The sequence below is a fragment of the Sellimonas caecigallum genome, assembly GCF_019754295.1.
In the GTDB taxonomy this organism is placed as follows: Bacteria; Bacillota; Clostridia; order Lachnospirales; family Lachnospiraceae; genus Sellimonas; species Sellimonas caecigallum.
Genome location: NZ_VIRV01000005.1, coordinates 77236 through 96288 on the forward strand (window position 1 = coordinate 77236; position 19053 = coordinate 96288).

At 46.1% G+C, this 19053-nt stretch carries 22 protein-coding genes; 5 read left to right on the forward strand and 17 right to left on the reverse strand.

Annotated features, from left to right (window positions below):
- Positions 1-28 precede the first annotated feature (28 nt).
- Both FLB61_RS05160 and bilS read left to right on the forward strand, forming a co-directional pair.
- Positions 29-427 (forward strand): zinc ribbon domain-containing protein, encoded by a 399-nt coding sequence (locus FLB61_RS05160; protein ID WP_087203149.1) that lies wholly within the window; start codon positions 29-31, stop codon positions 425-427.
- Between the two features lie 47 nt (positions 428-474).
- The gene (gene bilS, locus FLB61_RS05165; protein ID WP_087203148.1) at positions 475-1002 is read left to right on the forward strand and encodes a flavodoxin family protein BilS; all 528 of its coding nucleotides are present in this window, start codon (positions 475-477) and stop codon (positions 1000-1002) included.
- A 77-nt stretch (positions 1003-1079) separates the two neighbouring features.
- On the opposite strand, the gene FLB61_RS05170 is transcribed toward bilS, so the two are convergent.
- The 16 genes from FLB61_RS05170 to FLB61_RS05245 all read right to left on the reverse strand — a co-directional run bounded on the left by FLB61_RS05170 (position 1080) and on the right by FLB61_RS05245 (position 15405).
- Positions 1080-2072, reverse strand: coding sequence for an aldo/keto reductase (locus tag FLB61_RS05170; RefSeq protein ID WP_221919552.1), 993 nt, complete (start codon positions 2070-2072; stop codon positions 1080-1082).
- A gap of 28 nt (positions 2073-2100) precedes the next feature.
- The gene (locus tag FLB61_RS05175) at positions 2101-3024 is read right to left on the reverse strand and encodes a DUF1648 domain-containing protein (protein WP_087212041.1); all 924 of its coding nucleotides are present in this window, start codon (positions 3022-3024) and stop codon (positions 2101-2103) included.
- A gap of 37 nt (positions 3025-3061) precedes the next feature.
- On the reverse strand, positions 3062-5689 hold the full coding sequence (locus FLB61_RS05180) for an ABC transporter permease (RefSeq protein WP_221919553.1): 2628 nt from the start codon (positions 5687-5689) through the stop codon (positions 3062-3064).
- Between the two features lie 17 nt (positions 5690-5706).
- Positions 5707-6732, reverse strand: a complete 1026-nt coding sequence (locus tag FLB61_RS05185) for a threonine aldolase family protein (protein WP_221919554.1) — start codon at positions 6730-6732, stop codon at positions 5707-5709.
- 33 nt (positions 6733-6765) lie between these two features.
- Complete coding sequence (locus FLB61_RS05190) at positions 6766-7458, reverse strand: LrgB family protein (RefSeq protein ID WP_221919555.1); 693 nt, start codon at positions 7456-7458, stop codon at positions 6766-6768.
- Between the two features lie 4 nt (positions 7459-7462).
- Positions 7463-7822 (reverse strand): CidA/LrgA family protein, encoded by a 360-nt coding sequence (locus FLB61_RS05195; protein WP_087203142.1) that lies wholly within the window; start codon positions 7820-7822, stop codon positions 7463-7465.
- A gap of 53 nt (positions 7823-7875) precedes the next feature.
- Entirely contained in the window at positions 7876-8979 is a 1104-nt protein-coding gene (locus FLB61_RS05200; protein WP_221919556.1) for a DUF3810 domain-containing protein, read from the reverse strand.
- Positions 8933-9361 (reverse strand): riboflavin kinase, encoded by a 429-nt coding sequence (locus FLB61_RS05205; RefSeq protein WP_087212049.1) that lies wholly within the window; start codon positions 9359-9361, stop codon positions 8933-8935. The genes FLB61_RS05200 and FLB61_RS05205 overlap by 47 nt, the downstream gene beginning before the upstream one ends.
- A gap of 80 nt (positions 9362-9441) precedes the next feature.
- Positions 9442-10095 carry a zf-HC2 domain-containing protein gene (locus FLB61_RS05210; RefSeq protein WP_087203139.1) on the reverse strand — a complete coding sequence of 218 codons (654 nt, stop codon included), beginning with the start codon at positions 10093-10095 and terminating at the stop codon, positions 9442-9444.
- Positions 10092-10574: an RNA polymerase sigma factor gene (locus FLB61_RS05215; protein ID WP_087203138.1), complete on the reverse strand. Its 483-nt coding sequence runs from the start codon at positions 10572-10574 to the stop codon at positions 10092-10094. The genes FLB61_RS05210 and FLB61_RS05215 overlap by 4 nt, the downstream gene beginning before the upstream one ends.
- 104 nt (positions 10575-10678) lie before the next feature.
- Complete coding sequence (locus FLB61_RS05220; RefSeq protein ID WP_221919557.1) at positions 10679-11137, reverse strand: prepilin peptidase; 459 nt, start codon at positions 11135-11137, stop codon at positions 10679-10681.
- Positions 11138-11323: 186 nt separating this feature from the next.
- Positions 11324-12478, reverse strand: a complete 1155-nt coding sequence (locus FLB61_RS05225; RefSeq protein WP_221919558.1) for a MalY/PatB family protein — start codon at positions 12476-12478, stop codon at positions 11324-11326.
- Positions 12479-12534: 56 nt separating this feature from the next.
- Positions 12535-13404 carry a DUF3737 family protein gene (locus tag FLB61_RS05230; protein WP_087203162.1) on the reverse strand — a complete coding sequence of 290 codons (870 nt, stop codon included), beginning with the start codon at positions 13402-13404 and terminating at the stop codon, positions 12535-12537.
- A 60-nt stretch (positions 13405-13464) separates the two neighbouring features.
- On the reverse strand, positions 13465-14052 hold the full coding sequence (locus tag FLB61_RS05235) for a sugar O-acetyltransferase (RefSeq protein ID WP_221919559.1): 588 nt from the start codon (positions 14050-14052) through the stop codon (positions 13465-13467).
- A 2-nt stretch (positions 14053-14054) separates the two neighbouring features.
- Complete coding sequence (locus tag FLB61_RS05240) at positions 14055-14594, reverse strand: flavodoxin family protein (RefSeq protein ID WP_221919560.1); 540 nt, start codon at positions 14592-14594, stop codon at positions 14055-14057.
- 106 nt (positions 14595-14700) lie between these two features.
- Entirely contained in the window at positions 14701-15405 is a 705-nt protein-coding gene (locus FLB61_RS05245) for a DUF4405 domain-containing protein (RefSeq protein ID WP_221919561.1), read from the reverse strand.
- Between the two features lie 170 nt (positions 15406-15575).
- Here FLB61_RS05245 and FLB61_RS05250 point away from each other — a divergent pair, with 170 nt between their 5' ends.
- From FLB61_RS05250 to FLB61_RS05260, 3 genes are all read left to right on the forward strand, one after another.
- On the forward strand, positions 15576-16460 hold the full coding sequence (locus FLB61_RS05250; protein WP_087203132.1) for a LysR family transcriptional regulator: 885 nt from the start codon (positions 15576-15578) through the stop codon (positions 16458-16460).
- A 162-nt stretch (positions 16461-16622) separates the two neighbouring features.
- Positions 16623-16988 (forward strand): MerR family transcriptional regulator, encoded by a 366-nt coding sequence (locus FLB61_RS05255; RefSeq protein WP_087203131.1) that lies wholly within the window; start codon positions 16623-16625, stop codon positions 16986-16988.
- A gap of 12 nt (positions 16989-17000) precedes the next feature.
- Positions 17001-17438, forward strand: coding sequence for a cupin domain-containing protein (locus FLB61_RS05260; protein WP_087203130.1), 438 nt, complete (start codon positions 17001-17003; stop codon positions 17436-17438).
- 98 nt (positions 17439-17536) lie between these two features.
- Here the strand turns inward: FLB61_RS05260 and FLB61_RS05265 are convergent, their stop codons facing one another.
- Complete coding sequence (locus FLB61_RS05265; RefSeq protein ID WP_221919562.1) at positions 17537-18616, reverse strand: cyclophilin-like fold protein; 1080 nt, start codon at positions 18614-18616, stop codon at positions 17537-17539.
- Positions 18617-19053: the final 437 nt, after the last annotated feature.

Below are 19053 nucleotides of genomic sequence, written 5' to 3' on the forward strand. Positions count from 1 at the left end.
ATAGAATCAATAAAGGCAGGTTTTTTACATGAAAGACAAATTTATGCGGTTTATGTACGGACGGTATGGAGTGGATTCTTTCTCCAAATTTCTTGTGATCGCAGGCATCATCCTTCTTGCGCTGTCCGGCTTCTTCGAGTACGGATGGATTTTATATCTTCTTTCCCTCGTTTTGCTTGCATATTCCTATTTCCGCATATTTTCCAAAAATCATTCCAGAAGATATGCCGAGAACCAGACATGGCTTAAGTATACATCCCGCTTTCGGCGCGCTTTCGGAAATCTCCGATACCGCGTGCGACACATGAAATCGTACCATATCTACAAGTGTCCGTCCTGCAGCCAAAAGATCCGTATCCCTCGCGGGAAAGGGCGTATCGAGATCCGCTGTCCGAAATGCGGCACGAAATTTATTAAAAACAGCTGATCCCAACGGTCAGCTGCATATCTTTAGCGGAAAGGAGGATGCAGACCATGCTGGATTACATGGTATTATACCAGAGCAATACGGGGAATACAAAAAAGCTTGCAACAGCTATTTTTTCCGCCCTCCCTGGTATGTCCAAAGATTTAAGAAGCATTGACGAGCTCTCTGATCTGCCGGAAGCCCGGACCTATTTTATCGGTTTTTGTGTACATCGGGGGACTTGCAGCCTGGAAGTCGGGAATCTCCTCTCTTCGATCTCATTAAAAAACGTTGCCCTGTTTGGCACATGCGGCGCAGCAAACCAGGACAATTATTATCAAAATATCGAAAACAGCGCCCGCATCTGGCTGGAAGACGACAATCACTATCTGGGCGGATTTTTCTGTCAGGGAAAGATGCCGCAGATGGTACGGCAGAAATACGAGTCTATGCTGACCGGAGATGAAAAGCATGATTATCATCTGAAAATGCAGATGTTGAATTTTGACGAGGCGATGATTCATCCTACCAAAGCTGACTTATCACACGCAGAACAGTTTGTGAAAGAATGTCTCACAAAAGAATTGCCAAAATAAACCCTCAAAGGGGCAGCAGCTTCAACGATCTAAATCGAGAAGCTGCTGCCCCTTTCTATAATCAGTCGAAAGGCTCTTTACCCTTCACTGATCTCATCAATCTTTTTCAGTTCTTCTTCCGTAAACGGCGATCCGCCCAGCATCTTTACATTTTCTTCGATCTGAGAAGGCTTGGACGCTCCGATCAGGACGCTTGTTACCGCACTGTCTTTTACAACCCAATTCAGAGCCATCTGTGCCAATGTCTGTCCTCTTTGTTCTGCCAGATCCTTGAGCGCACAGATCTTTTTCATCCTTGCATCCGTCAGCGCCTCTTCTTTCAGGAAACGCCCGTCTGTCCGGATCCTGCTGTCTTCCGGGATCCCGTGCAGATAACGGTCTGTGAGCATTCCCTGAGCCAAGGGACTGAACGCAATGATGCCTTTTCCAAACCTCTCTGCGGACATTTTCAGACCGTTTTTCTCAATAGTCCGGTCGAATATAGAATACCGGTTCTGGTTGATCACAAATGGACAATGCAGCTCGCTCAAGATGCTTGCCGCTTTCTCCATAGTCTCTCCGTTATAGTTCGAGAGCCCGACATACAGTGCTTTCCCGCTCTGTACAATAGAAGCGAGCGCTCCCATCGATTCCTCCAGAGGGGTTTCTGAGTCCATACAGTGGTGGTAGAAAATATCCACGTAAGGGATTCCCATCCGCATCAGACTCTGATCCAGACTGGCAATCAGATATTTTCTGCTGCCGCCTTTCCCGTATGGGCCATCCCACATATCATATCCTGCCTTCGAGCTGATGATGAGTTCGTCTCTATGACTCATCAGATCTTTTTTCAGGATCCGCCCAAAGTTTTCCTCCGCGCTTCCGGCTTCCGGACCGTAATTGTTTGCCAGGTCAAAATGGGTAATTCCATTGTCAAAAGCGGTAAAACACAGTTCCTTCATATTGTCGTAGGATGCATTGCTCCCGAAATTGTGCCAGAGCCCCAGTGAGACAGCAGGAAGCTTCAGACCGCTCTTACCGCATTTTCTGTATGACATTGTCTCATATCTGCCTTTTTTTGCTGTGTACATTTGAAATCCATCCTTTCACATTGTTGTTCTACTGCAGCCTTTTCCGCCGGTACACTTCCTGCATAAAGCCTTTTTTATCTTTTACAGACACCATCACATTATCGCCTGACAATGTATAGATATAAATCCTGTCAAGAGACATGGCCAGAGAAGAAAGCGGATTGTGTGTCTCCTTTAATAATATGATGTTTTCATATGCGATCCGTTTTTTAAAAAGTCCGAAAAAGATGACCATCTCTTTGTCTTTCAGAAGGATACGGTTTCGGAAATACATTGGTACTAAAAATATGTCGATCAAAATCAACGTGATCGCCATGAACACGATCTCCCCTTGTTCTGCTTCTGTAGCAGCTGCCACAAGCATCGCACCGTTGATGAAAAGCAGGACTGCCCACATCCAGACAGCGATCTTTCCCTGGAATGTCAAATCTCCTGTTTCGACAGCATACCCGCCGCTTTCACAGGTGCTTTTCTCCAGTTTTTTTGCCTCCCCGGCTATCTGCCCGGCGTTACTCCTGGCTTTCACACATACATAGATGATCACTGCCGCTGTCGCGCCAAGAAAAACGATCAGAAAACCTTTTCCAAGCCTTCCCCAGTAAGTCCCGGCAAATGTAATCCATCCAATCCCGCCGGCTACAACCGGTCCCATAGATGACAGCGCATCCCTGCCCGTCATATCGGAAAATCCGGTCCTCTCACTATCCTTTATCGCCTTGTGCAGCGCTGCATGCTCGACCGCTGAAATAAAAATCTGGACACCTGTCATAATCCATAGCATCCACTTTCCTCCCCACTCATCCGGCTCTCCAAAGAACCCGTAATGGTGGGGAATGATATCCGGAAGATTCGGATACTCTATCATCACATACAGCAATGTGGCCAGATTAATGCCCCACATGAGTCCAACCGATACTTTCTCCTTCGTCCGATAGCTTCTAAAGATTGACATCCCATCCACCTCCCAGCATGATTCCGCAGTTTTTACATTATTGCCGTTCTGTCTCCTTCAAAATCCGTTTTTCCATGAGGTAAAGCCAGCCTTCCCATATCAGCACATACACTGCAAGGAAAAGAAAGCCTGCTCCAAAAAAGGCCAAGGTCTCCATTCCATTATAGTATCTTACCGCACACATGGTCGCCCACATGATCACAGAGATCACTCCTGCCACAAAGATGGAAATGCGAAAATTCATCTGTACCTGGCTTCGAACCAGCTTTCTCCTCTCTTTTCCTTTCATCCCGACTCTCTGGAGGAACAGATCCTGCCATATGATCTCTTCCATCTCGCTCTCTGTCTTGATATATGCCTGCAGAAGTCCGAATGAAAGCAGAATGACGATAGTCAGGATACTTACAATCTGATTTTCCAGGCGAACCGGTTCGATGTCCCCTACGTAAGACCTTGCCCCATACAGCGGGCCTGCCGTCGCATCCCAGGATGTATCCATCGGATACTTCTCTTTGAGAAATCCCAGCTCCTCCATCATGCTGTCATACTCTTCCTCCGGAACATCCCATACAAAAAGGGTTGTCTGGCCTTCCGTCATGTTCTTTCCGTGTTCCTCCAGATATGCATCCCACTGGGCATCCTGAGTTTCCATACGAAGCTCCATATTTTTGCTGTTCCATTCCATGATCTCAGAATACACTTCATCAAACCATTCGTCTGACAAGACGACGAGATTTTCCTGCTGTCCTTCAAAGAAGACTCCGGTTAAAATGTCTTTCTCCTCACTCACGACCTTTTTCGACGGAAATACATCGTTGCGCTCCGTATTGTCGTAGTGATTAAGCGGCTGGCCAAATCTCATGCGGTAAGCAAGCCTGCTTCCGCTTGTCTCTATCATTTTCGGAGACATCGCCACATCTTCCTGGTAGACAATATGCATCTCTTTTCCTTTCAGATCCAGATCTTTCGCTTTTTTCCCAAGCTCTTTTTTCATCTCTTTGTATGTCGATTCCGAGATGGCCACATTTTGTCCCTGGGGCCAGAGTACGGAAGTCAATGATTGTGCCGACTGCATCGATTCCGAAGCGTACCGTGCTGTGATCCTTACCATGGGGTATGATCTTCCGTTCGCGTGATGACGGGCTGCGATATCCTGGATTTCCTCCACATCCTGCTCATATCCCATACATACAATGTCATACGGGTAGAGCTTTTCCGGCGCCGGCGCGATGGCAGTCGCCAAAAATGAACTTCCCACTATCACAAAAACACAAAAATGGACAGCCGAAAAAATAAAGGTGTTCCAGCGGTTTCTCCGAAACCGGTAATAAATATTTTTATTTCTCAGCAGATTTTTCTGGTAGGCACCAGGCTTTTTTCTCTGCCTTCTCATATACAGAAGCATTCCTGCCGAGAGCAGCAAAAACATACTCAGCAAAATGGCAAGATAGCTGCCCGGATTGTCCGTCCATGCCCGTATCGCAAAGATTCCTCTTCCAGTATCGAAAAAAAGGAGCCCAAAGATTACGGATCCAAGTACCTTTTCCGGTATCGGCTCTGGTTTCTTCTCTGCGTAAAATACGGTCGAACTCCCCATATCCAGAATGTTTTCCTGGTTGAACATGGTGGCTAACAGCACGATCAGGAGAAAAGCCGCTGACCCAATCCCCAATATTTCCACGGAGAAAACTCCCGGCACCTGGATTCCCTTTGTCATATCCCGGAAACAGTACCGTATCAGCATGTAGAGTGCGGATCCCCCGACCATTCCGGCCACATACGCCACAAGCAGGCTCATGATGTACTCCGCCGCAAAAATCAGGTAGATTGTTCTTGTACGGATACCAAGCACGAGAAACGCTCTGTAATTTTCCTTCCGTGTCTTCGTGTAATTGGAAATAGTATAATACATCAATATGAGGCAGAGGAACATGATCATCCATCCGAATTCTGCTGCCATCGTCAAAAGGATTTTCCCTGTGGACATCCCTGTCCCGTACTTCAACGGCACAGATATCTGGCCCAGGCCGATGATCAGGACCAGATATATCCCACACATGATTCCTCCAAAAATCAGAAGACCTCCGCTTCGGAAATTGCTCCGGAAGTTTTCCCAGATAAGCCCTTTTAGTTCTTTTGGATATTTCCCCGGAAAGTAAAGCGCCTTTTTACGTCTGAGCTTCTCTTCCCTTTCCCGTTTCTGGATTTCTCTGTAAGAATCCATCTGCTCTTTCCACTCATCAAGAAACCGGAAGCCTATATATTCCAGAAGAGGAATCACACATATACACACAACTGTAAAGTATCCTGCTCTCTCTTGTTCCGGAAGGCTCTGTGCAGGGATCAGCGCTGTGTACATTGCAAGCATCGCCATAGCTCTTCCGGCGATGTTAAGCCATCGCTTTTCTTTGTCAAACAAAGCAAGAATTCCGCGGGCACAATACACGACACTCCCTAAAAGCATCAGTGCATGACAAAACATCAGCATCGGCCCGGCCGTCGACTCAAGCCAGAATCCATAGTAATCTCCCGATCCGATGGCCCTTGCAAATGCACCTAACGCAAAATAGCGTTCTCCGCCAATCGACGGAAGTTTCCAAAAGAGCGTGACGGCAGGTACAAGAAAACAACAGACAACCTGCCATATTTTTGCCGCCTTTTTCATGTCAAATTTCCCCTCCCTCAGAAAACATCCAACAATTTATCCACATTCTCTTCTTTCGTTGCCCAGGAAGTGCAAATCCGGATTACCATATGATTCTCATCCAGTCTCTTCTCATAGTTTACACCGAAGTTTTTTTCTATCTCCTGGAGCTTTTCATTGTCCACGATGACAAACTGCTGGTTTGTGATACTGTCGATGTAAAAGTGGTATCCTTTTTCCTTGAGACCGTTTTTGAGCTTCATTGCCAGACGGTCCGCATGTCTTCCCATTTCCACATAGAGATTCCCCTCAAAGAGGGTATCAAACTGTACTCCCAGCAGCCGCCCTTTTGCCAGCATACCGCCTTTCTGCTTGATCATGTAACGGAAATCTTCCTTGATTTCCCGCCTCTTTATGACTACGCATTCTCCAAAGAGCGCCCCTGATTTCGTCCCTCCGATGTAGAACACATCCGTAAGAGCTGCAATGTCTGCCAGTGTAACATCCATCCCTTCTGCCGCGAGACCGTATGCAAGCCTTGCACCGTCCAGGAAAAGATACATCCCGCACGCGTCACATACAGCCCTGAGATCTGTCAGTTCCTGCTTCGTGTACAGTGTCCCAAGTTCCGTCGGATGGGAAATGTAGACAAGTTTCGGCTGCACGATATGTTCGTGCGCTCCGTCCGCCCAATGCTCTTTCCACATTTCCTGCACCTGGGATGCCTTGATCTTTCCGTCTGTCCCTTCAAGAGCCAGCACCTTATGTCCTGTCGCCTCCACAGCCCCGGTCTCATGTACGTTGATATGTCCTGTCTGTACACAGACCGCCCCCTGATGCGGGCGCAGAGCTGCGGAGATAACTGTCATGTTCGCCTGCGTCCCTCCCACAAGGAAATGGACATCCGCATCCGGCGCCTGGCAGGCTTTTCGTACCTTCTCCCTGGCCGCCTCACAGTAGGGGTCTTCTCCATATCCCACCGTCTGCTCCATATTGGTCTGAAGGAGCCTTTCCATCACTTTCGGATGCGCTCCTTCCGCATAATCGTTATTAAACAAAATCATCCTCTCTTCCTCCCATCTCATCTTGACTTTTCTCTATAAAAACTCTGCGAACACGGATGCAGCGACAACAGTAAGAAGACCCGCCACAGCTATAGCCAGACTGCTCATGGCTCCTTCCACATCTCCCATCTCCATCGCCTTTGATGTGCCCATCGCGTGAGCGGATGTGCCAAGGGCAAGTCCTTTTGCCACCGGTTCCGTGATACGAAAAATCATATATACAAACTCGGCCGTAATTCCCCCTACGATTCCAGTAATGATGATAACCGCCACCGTAATCGTGACAATGCCGCCCATCTCCTCGGAAACTCCCATCCCGATAGCTGTCGTGATAGATTTCGGGAGAAGCGTGACATACTGCTCATGGGTCAGTCCAAACAGCTTTGACAACAGCAGAATACTGATCATACTGGCCATCACTCCGGCAATGATCCCGCTCATAACCGCGGCAAAATGTTTCTTCAAAAGAGACAGCTGCTCATAGAGCGGCACTGCCAGCGCCACTGTGGCAGGCGTGAGAAAATAACTGATATATTTCGCACTTTCATTATACTTCTCATATTCGATCCCCGCAACTGCCAGCACTCCAATAATGATCGTCGTTGCGATCAAAAGAGGATTTAGTATCGCCAGTTTAAACTTCCGTTTGACGATCAGTCCTGCTTCATAGGCAAGGAGGCTCAAAGCAGGTCCGAAAAACAGAGACCCTGAAATCAATTCTTTCATGTTTTTATTTCCTTCTCCTTCGCTTTCTTCTTATCATAGTCTGCGTTACCACACCTGTGGCTGCCATGACGATCACAGTCGTGGTAACTGTGATAACGGCCACCGGTCCGCAGATCGGCCGGAGCGCTCCCCACGCGGTCATCAGCCCGACCGCCGCCGGAATAAACATAACCGGCATAGTCTCGATCAGCACCGATGATGCATCTTTTACCTGATGCAGTTTCAGAATTCCTGTTTTTAACGCTGCCACCATGATCACAAGCCCGTATACGCTGGCCGGAATCGGCAGCGGAATGACCATCTTCAGTATTTCTCCCAAAAATGATATGAACAAAATGATCATCAGCTGTTTCAAAATTCTCATTTCTTCCTGTTCCTCTCATAATCTCTTATTAATATATAAATGACGTCGGCAGACTACCCGATAAGATATGCCACCAGCATATCTACCATCTTATCATAACTCTCCACCCCATCCTTCTGCCCGTTCGTCTTCAGATAGGCGTCGTTGATCTTATTTGACACTTCCTGGATCTTCCCTTCATAGCGGTCCCAGAATTCGTTTCCCGCCTGCAGATCCGCCTTTGCCCCATCTGGCAGCGCGGCGTAAAGCTGCTCGTATGTATCGGGATCATAATCCCAAAGCATGTTTGTCGCGTAAACCCACCCTGACAGCGCGGCACTGTACTGAAATCCCGGTATATCCGAGCTATCGCACGCAAGCCAGGCGATAAAGTTTGCCTCCTGCTCCTGCATAAACCCTTTCAGGTGTGAAAGCTCATGGCACATCGTAAATGGAATACTGTACTCCGTGATGGCATTGTTGTAATTTGCCTCCACAGTAAACGGTGAGTACACTCCTGTCAGTCCTTGCCACGAAAGGAAATCCGGAAATAACAGTCCTTTCGGCTCCGGATAATATCCTTTGAAATCTGGGTACGTCTCCCCAAGATGCTGCATGGCCCTTACCGCATTCTTCTTCTCAGATGTCTCGAAAATCATCCTGCCATCCTCATCCCTTGCAATGTCTGGCTCTGTCTTCTGCACTTCCTCCGTCAAAATCCGGCATACTTCTGCCAGCTCCTCCACTGTGTACTTTCTCGTCTGTATACCGCTTTTCTCGGAGAACGAAGCACTCCTATAATTGATCCCGCAGTTTACCACATAGAGAAAAAGAAGGAGTGAGACGATCCAGAGCAGTACTTTTGCCGTCTTCTTACTCCTCTGTCGTGTCCAGGCCCTGTGAAAAACCGATAAAACAATATAGATCAGTCCAAACACAAGAATCAGCACGAGCATATACAGACCGATCTCCGCCACCGATACCGGTATCATGCCAAAAAGCCTTCCCATAGCCCCTGATACAACCGGGTAAATATGCTCTGTATACCAGTTTGCAAATCCTTCCATATAGATCGATGCGGCCATAAGTAATACCGATATGCCAAGCAGACATATCGGTATCAGGAGGCTTTTATTCCATTTTCTTCCTTTTCTTCTCTTTCTGGTCTTCTTCGTCATCTGTATCTCCTTCCGAAAGAAAATATGCCCTCGTCCGGCAAATATCTTCTTCCACCTGCTGTCTTACTTCCTCCAATGAGGCGAATTTCTTCACGCCCCGGAGGAACAGATGGAACTCCACTTCCATCTCTTTTCCGTACAAATCCATATCCAACTCCGGTATATACGTCTCTACTGTAATGTGGGAGTCATCGTCCACGGAAGGCCTCGTCCCTACATTCGTCACTCCGATATAGCTTACCTGGTCTACTGTTGCTATAACTCCGTAGACTCCTTGCTTTGGAAGTCCCTGTTCAGATCCATAGTCCAGATTTGCAGTCGGCATTCCGACCTTCCTTCCATTCCCTTTTCCGTGAATGATTTTTCCTCTTAGTTTGTACAATCCTCTTCCTCCACTATCTTTCGCTAAGGAATATTATGACATTTTTTTCTTTTTCAATCAAGACCATCTTTCTTCCAATTCTATTTTACGATTGCCGGATCAAACGCTTGTCTCCACGTCTCCTCATTTCCGAACGCCTGCAGATTAACTTTTACCGTTCTGTCTGCAAACCGGATTTCGAAACAGTCATCCTCATCCAGATCCATCTCTTCTCCAGACCTTGTCAAGATCGTGTCCTCATCCACATACGTGTATCCCACATATGCATTTTTCTGCAGCGGTCTGTTAAGCGGATTGTCCCACTGTGCCTGGATATCTGCCTCGAATTCCTTATTATCGTAAAATGCACCGCTCAAATGCACCTTCTCATTTTTCGGTATGATCTTAAGAGTTACGACCTCTCCATTCTTTTCATACTCAAATGTCACATCCCCAGAATCTACAAGCCATGTTTTCTCAAAGTGATACATCCATCCGCCGAACACAAGAACACAAACTGCCGCCGTAATACCCACCGCTTTCCATATCCTTCTTTTCCACTTCCGAAATGGCCGGATCTCTTTTTTATTCCGGGCTACGATCTCCGGCGCAGTAATCTCACGCTTCATCTCCTCATAGTATGACCGGCACTCCGAACAGCTCTCCAGATGCTCCCGGATCAGTTCATTGCTGGCTTCGCTCGTCAGCCCATCGATATAACTTGGCAATAAATCTTTTATGATATCACACTTCATGATTCTTCCCTTCCTTTCACAAGTTTCTGCTTTGCACGATAAAATGTTACTCTGGCCCAGTTTTCCTGTTTTCCAAAAATCTCTCCAATTTCCCGGAATGAAAATTCCCCCGTGATCCGGAGCAGCACAACCTCTTTTGACGTCTCGTCGAGAAGATGCACTTTCCGGAACAGTTCCATTTTTTCTTCCCTTATGACGATCTCCCTCTCGACTCCTTCTGTCGGCTGTCCAACATCCTCATCAAGCGGAAGCGTTCCCTTCTTCTTCCTTTTCTCAATCTCCCGGTACCACAGGTGCTTTGCGATCTGACAGAGCCATGTGGAAACTTTGCACGTCCCGTCATACCGCCCGGATGACCGGATTGCCTGATAAAAAGTCTCCTGAGTAAGCTCCCTTGCCGTCTCCTCCTCATGGCAAAGTGTCATCAGGAATCGAAAAACTGTCTCGGCATGCTTCCGGTATACCTCATCCATATTCATCTCTTGCTCACCTCCTGTACCCATCTATCCGATTTCGCATTCTTTCGTTACAGATCTTTATAGAAATTTTTTAAATTTTTTATTTTGCAAAGGTGTCTCTTGGATCAAAATAAATAGATCTCTTTCTCAAGCACTTCCACCAGTATAAAACCTGCTGCCAGAAACGGCCCCAGCGGAAACGTGTTCTTTCCCCTTTTTCTGCCTTTTTTCCCTGCCATGAGAGCCAACGCATAGAAGGCGCTGAACATCAGACCATATATAAATCCATTCAGACACGCTCTCCATCCCATAAAGCACCCGGCGGCCGCTGCCAGCTTGATATCGCCTCCTCCAAACGCGCCATTTGTCCATACAGTGATCAAAAACAGCGGGAGGCTTACCGCAAATATTCCCGCCGCTGCGCCCACAATACCGTCCGGATCCATCAGACTCCGAGCCATGCCAAGGGTAAAAACCGCAGCCGCATATCGATCGGGAATCCTCTTCTCCTTCCAATCCTTCCACGACAAAAAAAGCAGGATCACAAAAAATCCGACTTTTAACAGAATATCACAAAACTCCATATCTTTCCTCATTTATACTTTTATTTACTTGAATATCATGACGTCAGTGTACTGGAACTCGTACTTCGAACGAAAACATGAAATGATGCAGACGGTTTCGAAAACCGATTGAAATTAAAATTGCCTGGTTCTTATTTTATATGCTCTTACACATAAAAACAAGACCAGGCAGTAAAATTGATGTAACTATATTGCTGCGATGCTCTTTTTCAATCTCCTCAATCCATCTTCCAACCGTGCTCTTGGACAGGCCAGATTCATTCTGAGGAATCCATCGCCGTTTCTGTATTCTCTTCCGTCGGAGACGTAAAGTCCGCTGTCTTCTCGGATGAATTGACACAATTGTGATAAATCTGTCTGAAGCTTCCGGCAATCCAGCCATAAAAGATAGGTAGCTTCTGCTTCTACTGGAGAGACATAAGGAATTTGCTCTTTTATAAACTCCTCCGCAAACTCTCGATTCTTCCAAAGATACGTTCTTAGTTCATCCAGCCATGCCCCTCCGTGGCCAAAAGCTGCTGCCGGTGCGATAGCCGCAAATACGTTTGGCTCTGCCACCTCATCGGTATTCAGTCCTCTGTTTACCCGGTGTCTTAGTACCGGATCCGGGATGATGACTGCCGCTGTCTGGATTCCCGCCAGATTAAAAGCTTTTGTCGGCGCCACGCAGGTAATGCTGATATCCCGGCAAGTCTCCGATACCGACGCAAACGGAGTATATTTCCGCCCTGGTTTTGTGATATCACAATGAATTTCATCGGACAATACAAGGACATGATATCTGCTGCACAATTCGCCGATCTTCCTGAGTTCTTCACTGCCCCAGATTTTTCCTACGGGGTTTTGCGGGTTGCATAAAATAAGCATAGAAGTCTGGGGATCAGCCAATTTCTCTTCCAGATCCGCAAAATCTATATCATATACTCCGCCTTTATACTGTAATCTGCTCTCCAGAACATTTCTTCCATTGTTCAAGATCGAGTTGAAGAAAATATTATAAACAGGTGTCATGACTACGATCTTCTCCCCTACAGTAGTCATTTTCCGAACAATGCTTGATATGGCCGGGACCACACCGGTACAAAAGAGGAGCCAGTCTTTTTGTAATTCAAATCCGTGACGCTCTTTCCACCAGTTCTGATAAGCCTGATACCATTCATCCGTGATCAATGTGTACCCGAACACTCCATGCTCTGCTCTTTTTATTATGGCTTCCGTGACTGCCGGTGCGGTCTGGAAATCCATATCCGCCACCCACATCGGAAGCTCTCCTTCCGGCACATCCCATTTCATACTCCCTGTGTTTCTTCGGTTTATTTCCCTGTCAAATATACTATCCATGATCTTTCTCTCCTCCCGTTATGCCATGCCAAATAACATCGCAGCCATCCCTTCTGCTATGCACACATATGCTCCAGCTCACGGCCAATTTCCGGACATATGATCTTTGTGTCCTGCGGGTTGATCTTATCTTTCTCCATAATGAGTTCCCCGATCGCTCCAGCCCGGATAACCCCGCTTGTCGGGTTCATCACACTGTCAACCTTTCCGCGGATATCCACATCCACCGTAGAATATTCAAATGCCAGAGTCGTGTTCAGCAACGTACAGTTTTTCATGACAAGGTTCTCGATGTAACACATTCCCTGAAGGCTTTCGATCGTACAGTTTACAAGTGTCAGATTTTTTGCATTCCATCCAAGATACTCTCCTGAAATAAAAGAATCATATACCGTCACATTTTCACTGTTCCAGAATGCGTCTTTTGACAGCATCTTTGCATTGTGGATTTCTACATTTTTTGCTCCGTCAAAAGAATAATTTCCCACCAGCTGAAAATCATTGATTTTCATGTTCTGGCTGTTCATGGCAAAGTAGTCTCCTTTTGCCATCACATGTTCCATCTCCACGCCATCACAGCTCCAAAGAGTTTCGGCCGCATTCGGAAGAGACACATTGCTAAGTGTAAGTTCATGGCACCTGCGGAAATTCTTTGGCGCTTCGATTACCGCATTTTTCACTGTCAGATGATCCGTATACCATACTCCCGCACGCGCCATCTCAAACCAGGTGCAGTCTTCTGCCACAATATTTTTGCTGTACCAGAGCGGATATTTCCACTTGAACATGCTGTTCTTCAGCTCTATGTCACTGCATTCTTTAAGGGGAGACTCTCCGTCTGCAAAAATGGTTTCGTTGATTCTTAAGTTGTTTTCATGGAACAGCGGGCGCTCCCCTGTTAAATATGCCTGATTGACTTCTTTCATTTCTTTCTTCATAGTATGACATCCTCCTATCCGTCCATATATGTGAAAACCTGTTTTTTCTTAATGGTCAGTTTCTTTGCAGTCCTGAACTGTCTTGATCACTTTCGCAGGCACTCCTGCCACCACTGTATCTGCCGGAACATCTTTTGTGACCACTGCCCCCGCCGCGATAACGGCGCCGTCGCCAATAGAAACGCCTTGTGTTATTGTTGCGTTGGAGCCTATCCACACATTTTTCCCAATGAAGATCGGTTTCGGGATCATATCCGCCCGGCATTCCGGACATAAATCATGGTTCAAGGTCGCCAGCACGACACTGTGTCCGATCATCGTCCCATCCCCGATATAGATTCCTCCCTGATCCTGGAAGTGACATCCGGAATTGATAAATACCTTCCTGCCTACGTGGATATTTTTTCCGCAGTCAGTATAAAATGGCGGAAACATTCCAAAAGTCTCATCTATTTCCCGCCCGGTAAGTTCTGAAAATATTTTCCTGATCTCGTGGGGCTCATGATACCCCTGATTCAGACGTGCGGTAAGTTTCATTGCCTCATTGGAAAGCCTGGTCATCTCTTTGTGTGTCTCTGAACCCGCCTTTACTTTTTCTTGCGTATTCATAGCTTTAATAAACTGTTCTGTATTCATTTTTATACCTGTCTTCCCATTTCATAAGCCTCTTTTACCGCCGCATGATCCTCCGCTGTTCCCGGTGCATCTACGCCCCCGGCAAACACAGTTCCTGCAAGCTCTGCCTTCTCATAACAGTCAATAAATCCCTGAAGCCCTTTCAGCGCGCCATCCATGGCATGGGTGTCATCCTCTGCGGCTGTTGCCAGAAGGTAGACTTTCCGGTACGCATAGTCCGCAGTAAAAAGCGGATTTGCCCGGTCGATCAGCGTTTTCATCTGGCCGCTCATCTCATAGTAATAAATTGGCGTTGCAAATACAAGTACATCTGCATGGGACATCTTTTCCAGAATCTCCTCGGCATCATCATGTATCACGCAGTTTCCTGTTTTCTGACATGCAAGACATCCACGGCAGAATGCAAGCGTTTTGTTTTTGAGACTTACCTTCTCCGCCTCATGTCCTGCACTTTGTGCGCCATCCAGAAAAGCATCTGCCAATATTTCAGAATTACTGTTGTTTCTTAAACTTGTAGAAATTACCAATACTCGTTTCTTCATTTTTTATCATCCCTTTTTTATTTTAGTTTAAAACCGCCGCACAAAAACAGCAAATACTTATATATGATAGAAATACATAGGTAAAACTTATGCGGTTTTCCATGGTTTAAATGACATTGCCCCCTGATTTTGACCGTCTTTTTCCTGTCTTGGACAACAAAATCGCCAAATAGTGCCCAAGGCACGCCCACATCCCCATCATAGCGATGTATTCTGCCAGAAATAATACAAGAGGCTGACTCATATCAAAAAACACAAACATATTCCGTAAGAACAGATACGAAGCAATATCCTGTTTTACAAATACATAAATTCCAAACACGCTTACCGACAGTGCCAGTATGCGCGCTGCATTGGTCCGAATCGCCGACGTCTTTTTGATTCCCGTCATTTTTCTCATCATTCCCATGATCATGCCCCAATGCAGGCCTATATGAATATTCATCAAAATAAATCCCCAGTAGGCAGACAGCATATGAAGCGTTCTGGCAAAGCCCATCCCTCCCGATATCGGCAGGAACGCAAATACAGTCCTTGACATCATGATTCCACTTATCATAGAACCGATCATGGATAAGAGCAGCAAAAAATCTACTGTCGTCTGTACGATCCTCACTCCCGTAATCCTGCCTTTTGTCAGATTCCTGTGCCAGTTCCAATTCAGCAGATGATGAAGGACAAAAAGCAGGAACATCGCTAAACCAAGCCATTCATGGACTTCCTCCCCTACCAGCATATAAGCCATCAGCAAAAGAAGCAGTACTGCCATAACAAGATCCACTGTCATTTTTATGAGCATTTTGGGCTTCATCGTCTCATTCCTCCGCTTTCTGTATTTTTTTCTATATTTTCAGTGTATCGATCTCATCCTGAAATGTCTAATACTTATATTGGATTTTAATAAATGCTCTTTAAGCATTTCTTTCTTGACCGTCTTTTCTTTCCCGTGCTACACTGAAAGAATCATGAGGAGGTATCAATATGGAGATTCGTGTACTAAAATATTTTCTGATGGTCGCGCGTGAGGAAAACATTACCCATGCCGCTGAACTGCTCCACATCACACAGCCTACTCTTTCCAGACAGCTGATCCAGCTTGAAGAGGAATTAGGCGTAAAACTGTTCCAGAGAAGCAAACACCGCATCATCCTTACCGAGGCCGGAATGCTTCTGCGCCGTCGTGCAGAAGAGATTGTTTCGCTGTCCGAAAAAACGGTGGAAGACATGCATCACAAGACAAGTCAGCTTACAGGCAAGATCTCTATTGGGAGCGGCGAACTCAAAAGCTCACAGTTTCTTGCGGAACTGATCACATCTTTTCATAAAGAACATCCCCAGGTACAGTTCGAAATTTACAGCGGAAATGCGGATAATATCAAAGAACGGATCGATCGAGGCCTCCTGGACATGGGGCTTCTGGTAGAGCCGGTAGACATTTTAAAATATAATTTTGTCCGAACACCGTTTAAAGAATGCTGGGGAGTCCTCGTAAACGAAGATTCTGATCTTGCTGAAAAGAAAGAAGTGACGGCCCAGGAACTGGTCCGCTTTCCCGTGATCATGACACAGCGTGAAATTGTAAGAAACGAGCTTTTAAACTGGTTTGGAGACTATTCCGAGCAGCTTCAGAATATCGCGTCTGGGAATCTTCTCTACAATCTCGCCGCTCTTGCCAGATGCCGCCTTGGCAGCGTCATTACCTTGGAGATGAACTGCTCCTATGACGGTCTGCGGTTTATTCCTTTTAATCCAAGACTTGAATCAGGAACGGTTCTTGTCTGGAAAAAGGCTCAGGTATTCTCCCGCGCCAGCAATGCATTCATTGACTATACCCGCCAGTATCTTTCAACTCTTCGCAATGATTGAGCAAAACAAAAATACCTTTCAGGCATTTATTGAAATTGAATATAAGCATTAGACATAGATTCATATACCGACTACAATAGAATTGTTCAAAAAAATACTCATTTTGTACGGTATCTCCTATATCGCCGAACAGAAAACCGGCATGCAGAGAGGAGGGAACAAATGACGATCGACGAGGCAAGCGAGCGTTACAACATACCTCTTGAAATTCTTCACGAGTATGAGCGCTGGGGACTGTGCGGAGCAGTCAAAAAAGTGATGGGTTCCTGGCAGTACGACGATACAGATTTGGAGCGCCTGAGTCTGATCATGACACTCCACGAGATCGGTTTTGAAATCTCAGAAATAGAGACATATATGAAATTACTGCTGGAGAATGAAAGCAGCAAAGATCAGCGCCTTCAGATGCTGGAGCTGAAACGGCAGAATCTTCTGGACGAGATCCATTTCCGCGAGAAACAACTGACCCATCTGGATTATCTCCGCTATAGTATTCGTAAAAACAAAAAAGAAAATCAGATTGTTTAAGGAGAGATTACTATGAAGATTCAGGACAAAGAAACATTCGACAAGGCAAACGTATTTGGTCTCGGGCAGGAAAATTCTGCTTTTGCCCAATATTTTATCGGGAACTCTTATTTAAATCCACTCACAAAGCCGGGAGAAAGCACCATTGCTCTGGCTAATGTCACATTTGAACCGGGATGCCGTAACAATTGGCATATCCATCACGCCAAAACAGGCGGTGGACAGATCCTCATCTGCACAGCCGGAAGCGGCTGGTATCAGGAAGAGGGAAAGCTCGCTGTAAGTCTGGAACCGGGAACTGTTATTGTAATTCCACCGGAAGTAAAACACTGGCATGGCGCGAAGGCTGACAGCTGGTTTTCTCACATCGCTTTCGAAGTTCCGGGCACAGAGACAAACAACGAATGGCTGGAAGAAGTAGATGACGAAGCTTATTCAAAATTGCAGTAAAAAATAATGATCATTAAAAGGGAGCACAGTCATATCATTATCCTTGACTGTGCTCCCTTTCCTCATTCATTTTGACTCTTTATTACACTGATGTCCTCTTACTCTGCCAGTGAAAGAGAAACCGTTACATCCCCTTCTCCAAGAATTGCCCGTAGCTCTTCTTCGTTAACGTCATTGATCTTTCCAAGACGTGTGAAATTCCATGAATTCGGAGCGTAATAAATGACAAAGGAATTCCCCTGATATAAGATCAAGTCCCCTGCTTCTGTCGTGATCTGTTCATCGTTGGTCGGGAGACTCTGTCCCAGACTTCCCACTTTCTCCATATTTTCATAGTCCTGCATATTAAGCGTTACCGGTCCGTCGGCCAACATCTCCTTCAGTGCCTGAGCAGAAGAATTGTCCTCCAGTGTTGCTGTCAAAGTTGCATCGCCGATCTGAAGATTGAGTGTATCTCCATCTTCCTGGGAATCCGCTTTGTATCCCAACTCCTGTACCCACCGTACGATCTCTTCCCTGGAAGATGCCGCATCCTCCTCATAGCAGTCAAAAATTTGATCTGAAATCTCGGCATCCGGCACCGTATCTGTTATGATCTCCACGCTGTCGGCAAGTCCTCCTGTTCCGTGAGAGCAAAATAAGTAAATCTGTTTTCCCGCAAAATCATTTTCCTCAAGGAAAGATAGCAATGCCATAGGGACCCCGTACCACCAGTTAGGATATCCCAGAAAAACTGTATCGTACTGATCCAGATTTTCTACATTTTCCACAAGTTCCGGTCTTTCATCCTCCGCCCGCTCATCGTTGGCACGTTCCAAACATTCATCCCAATCACTTGGGTACGGATCCGCCACACGGATAGAAAAAAGATCGCCTCCTGTCTCCTCCTGGACCCAGCCCGCCAGCTGCTGGACATTCCCAGGTGGGATCACACTTGGAGATGTCGTTGCATCCACATCCTCCTCAAGTATTGCATTGTCCGCCCATGAAAAATATGCAATGAGAACTTTCCTCTGTGTTTCTGCTGTATTTTGGCTTTCGTTTCCATTTTCTGTATCTTCCTGCATCTGAACAGGACGACTTTCATCCGTTGATTCTTCTGTTCGTCCACTGCAACCTGCCAAAGATACTATAAGCGCTGATGCAAGCAGTGTCGCCATCCATCGTTTCTTCATCATCTCTCCTCCTTCTCCTGATAATCTCTGCAGTTTGATAAATCAGACTGCTTCAGCTTCATTATTTGACTTTCATATTGTACCTTCATTATAAAAAACACCTTTTGAAATGTCTAATACCTCTGAAACATATCAAAAAATGCCTATTTAGTATTTTTATGATTCCCAAAACAGGGGCGCAGTCAATGTATCTGTATCACTGGCTTCGCCCCTGTCTGTATTGCCTTATTTGACTGATGACATATTGCATCAGAATCACAAAAAAACTCAGAAACTTTCGCTTCTGAGTTTAGAAGAGGCGCAGACCGGATTTGAACCGGATTCTTTCGTATTAATATAGTATTACCATTACTATACATATGCGAACACCCTTATAAATACGCAATTTCTTGATTTCATGCTACTACGTAAAGACAATCATTTATACTAAAAAACAAAGC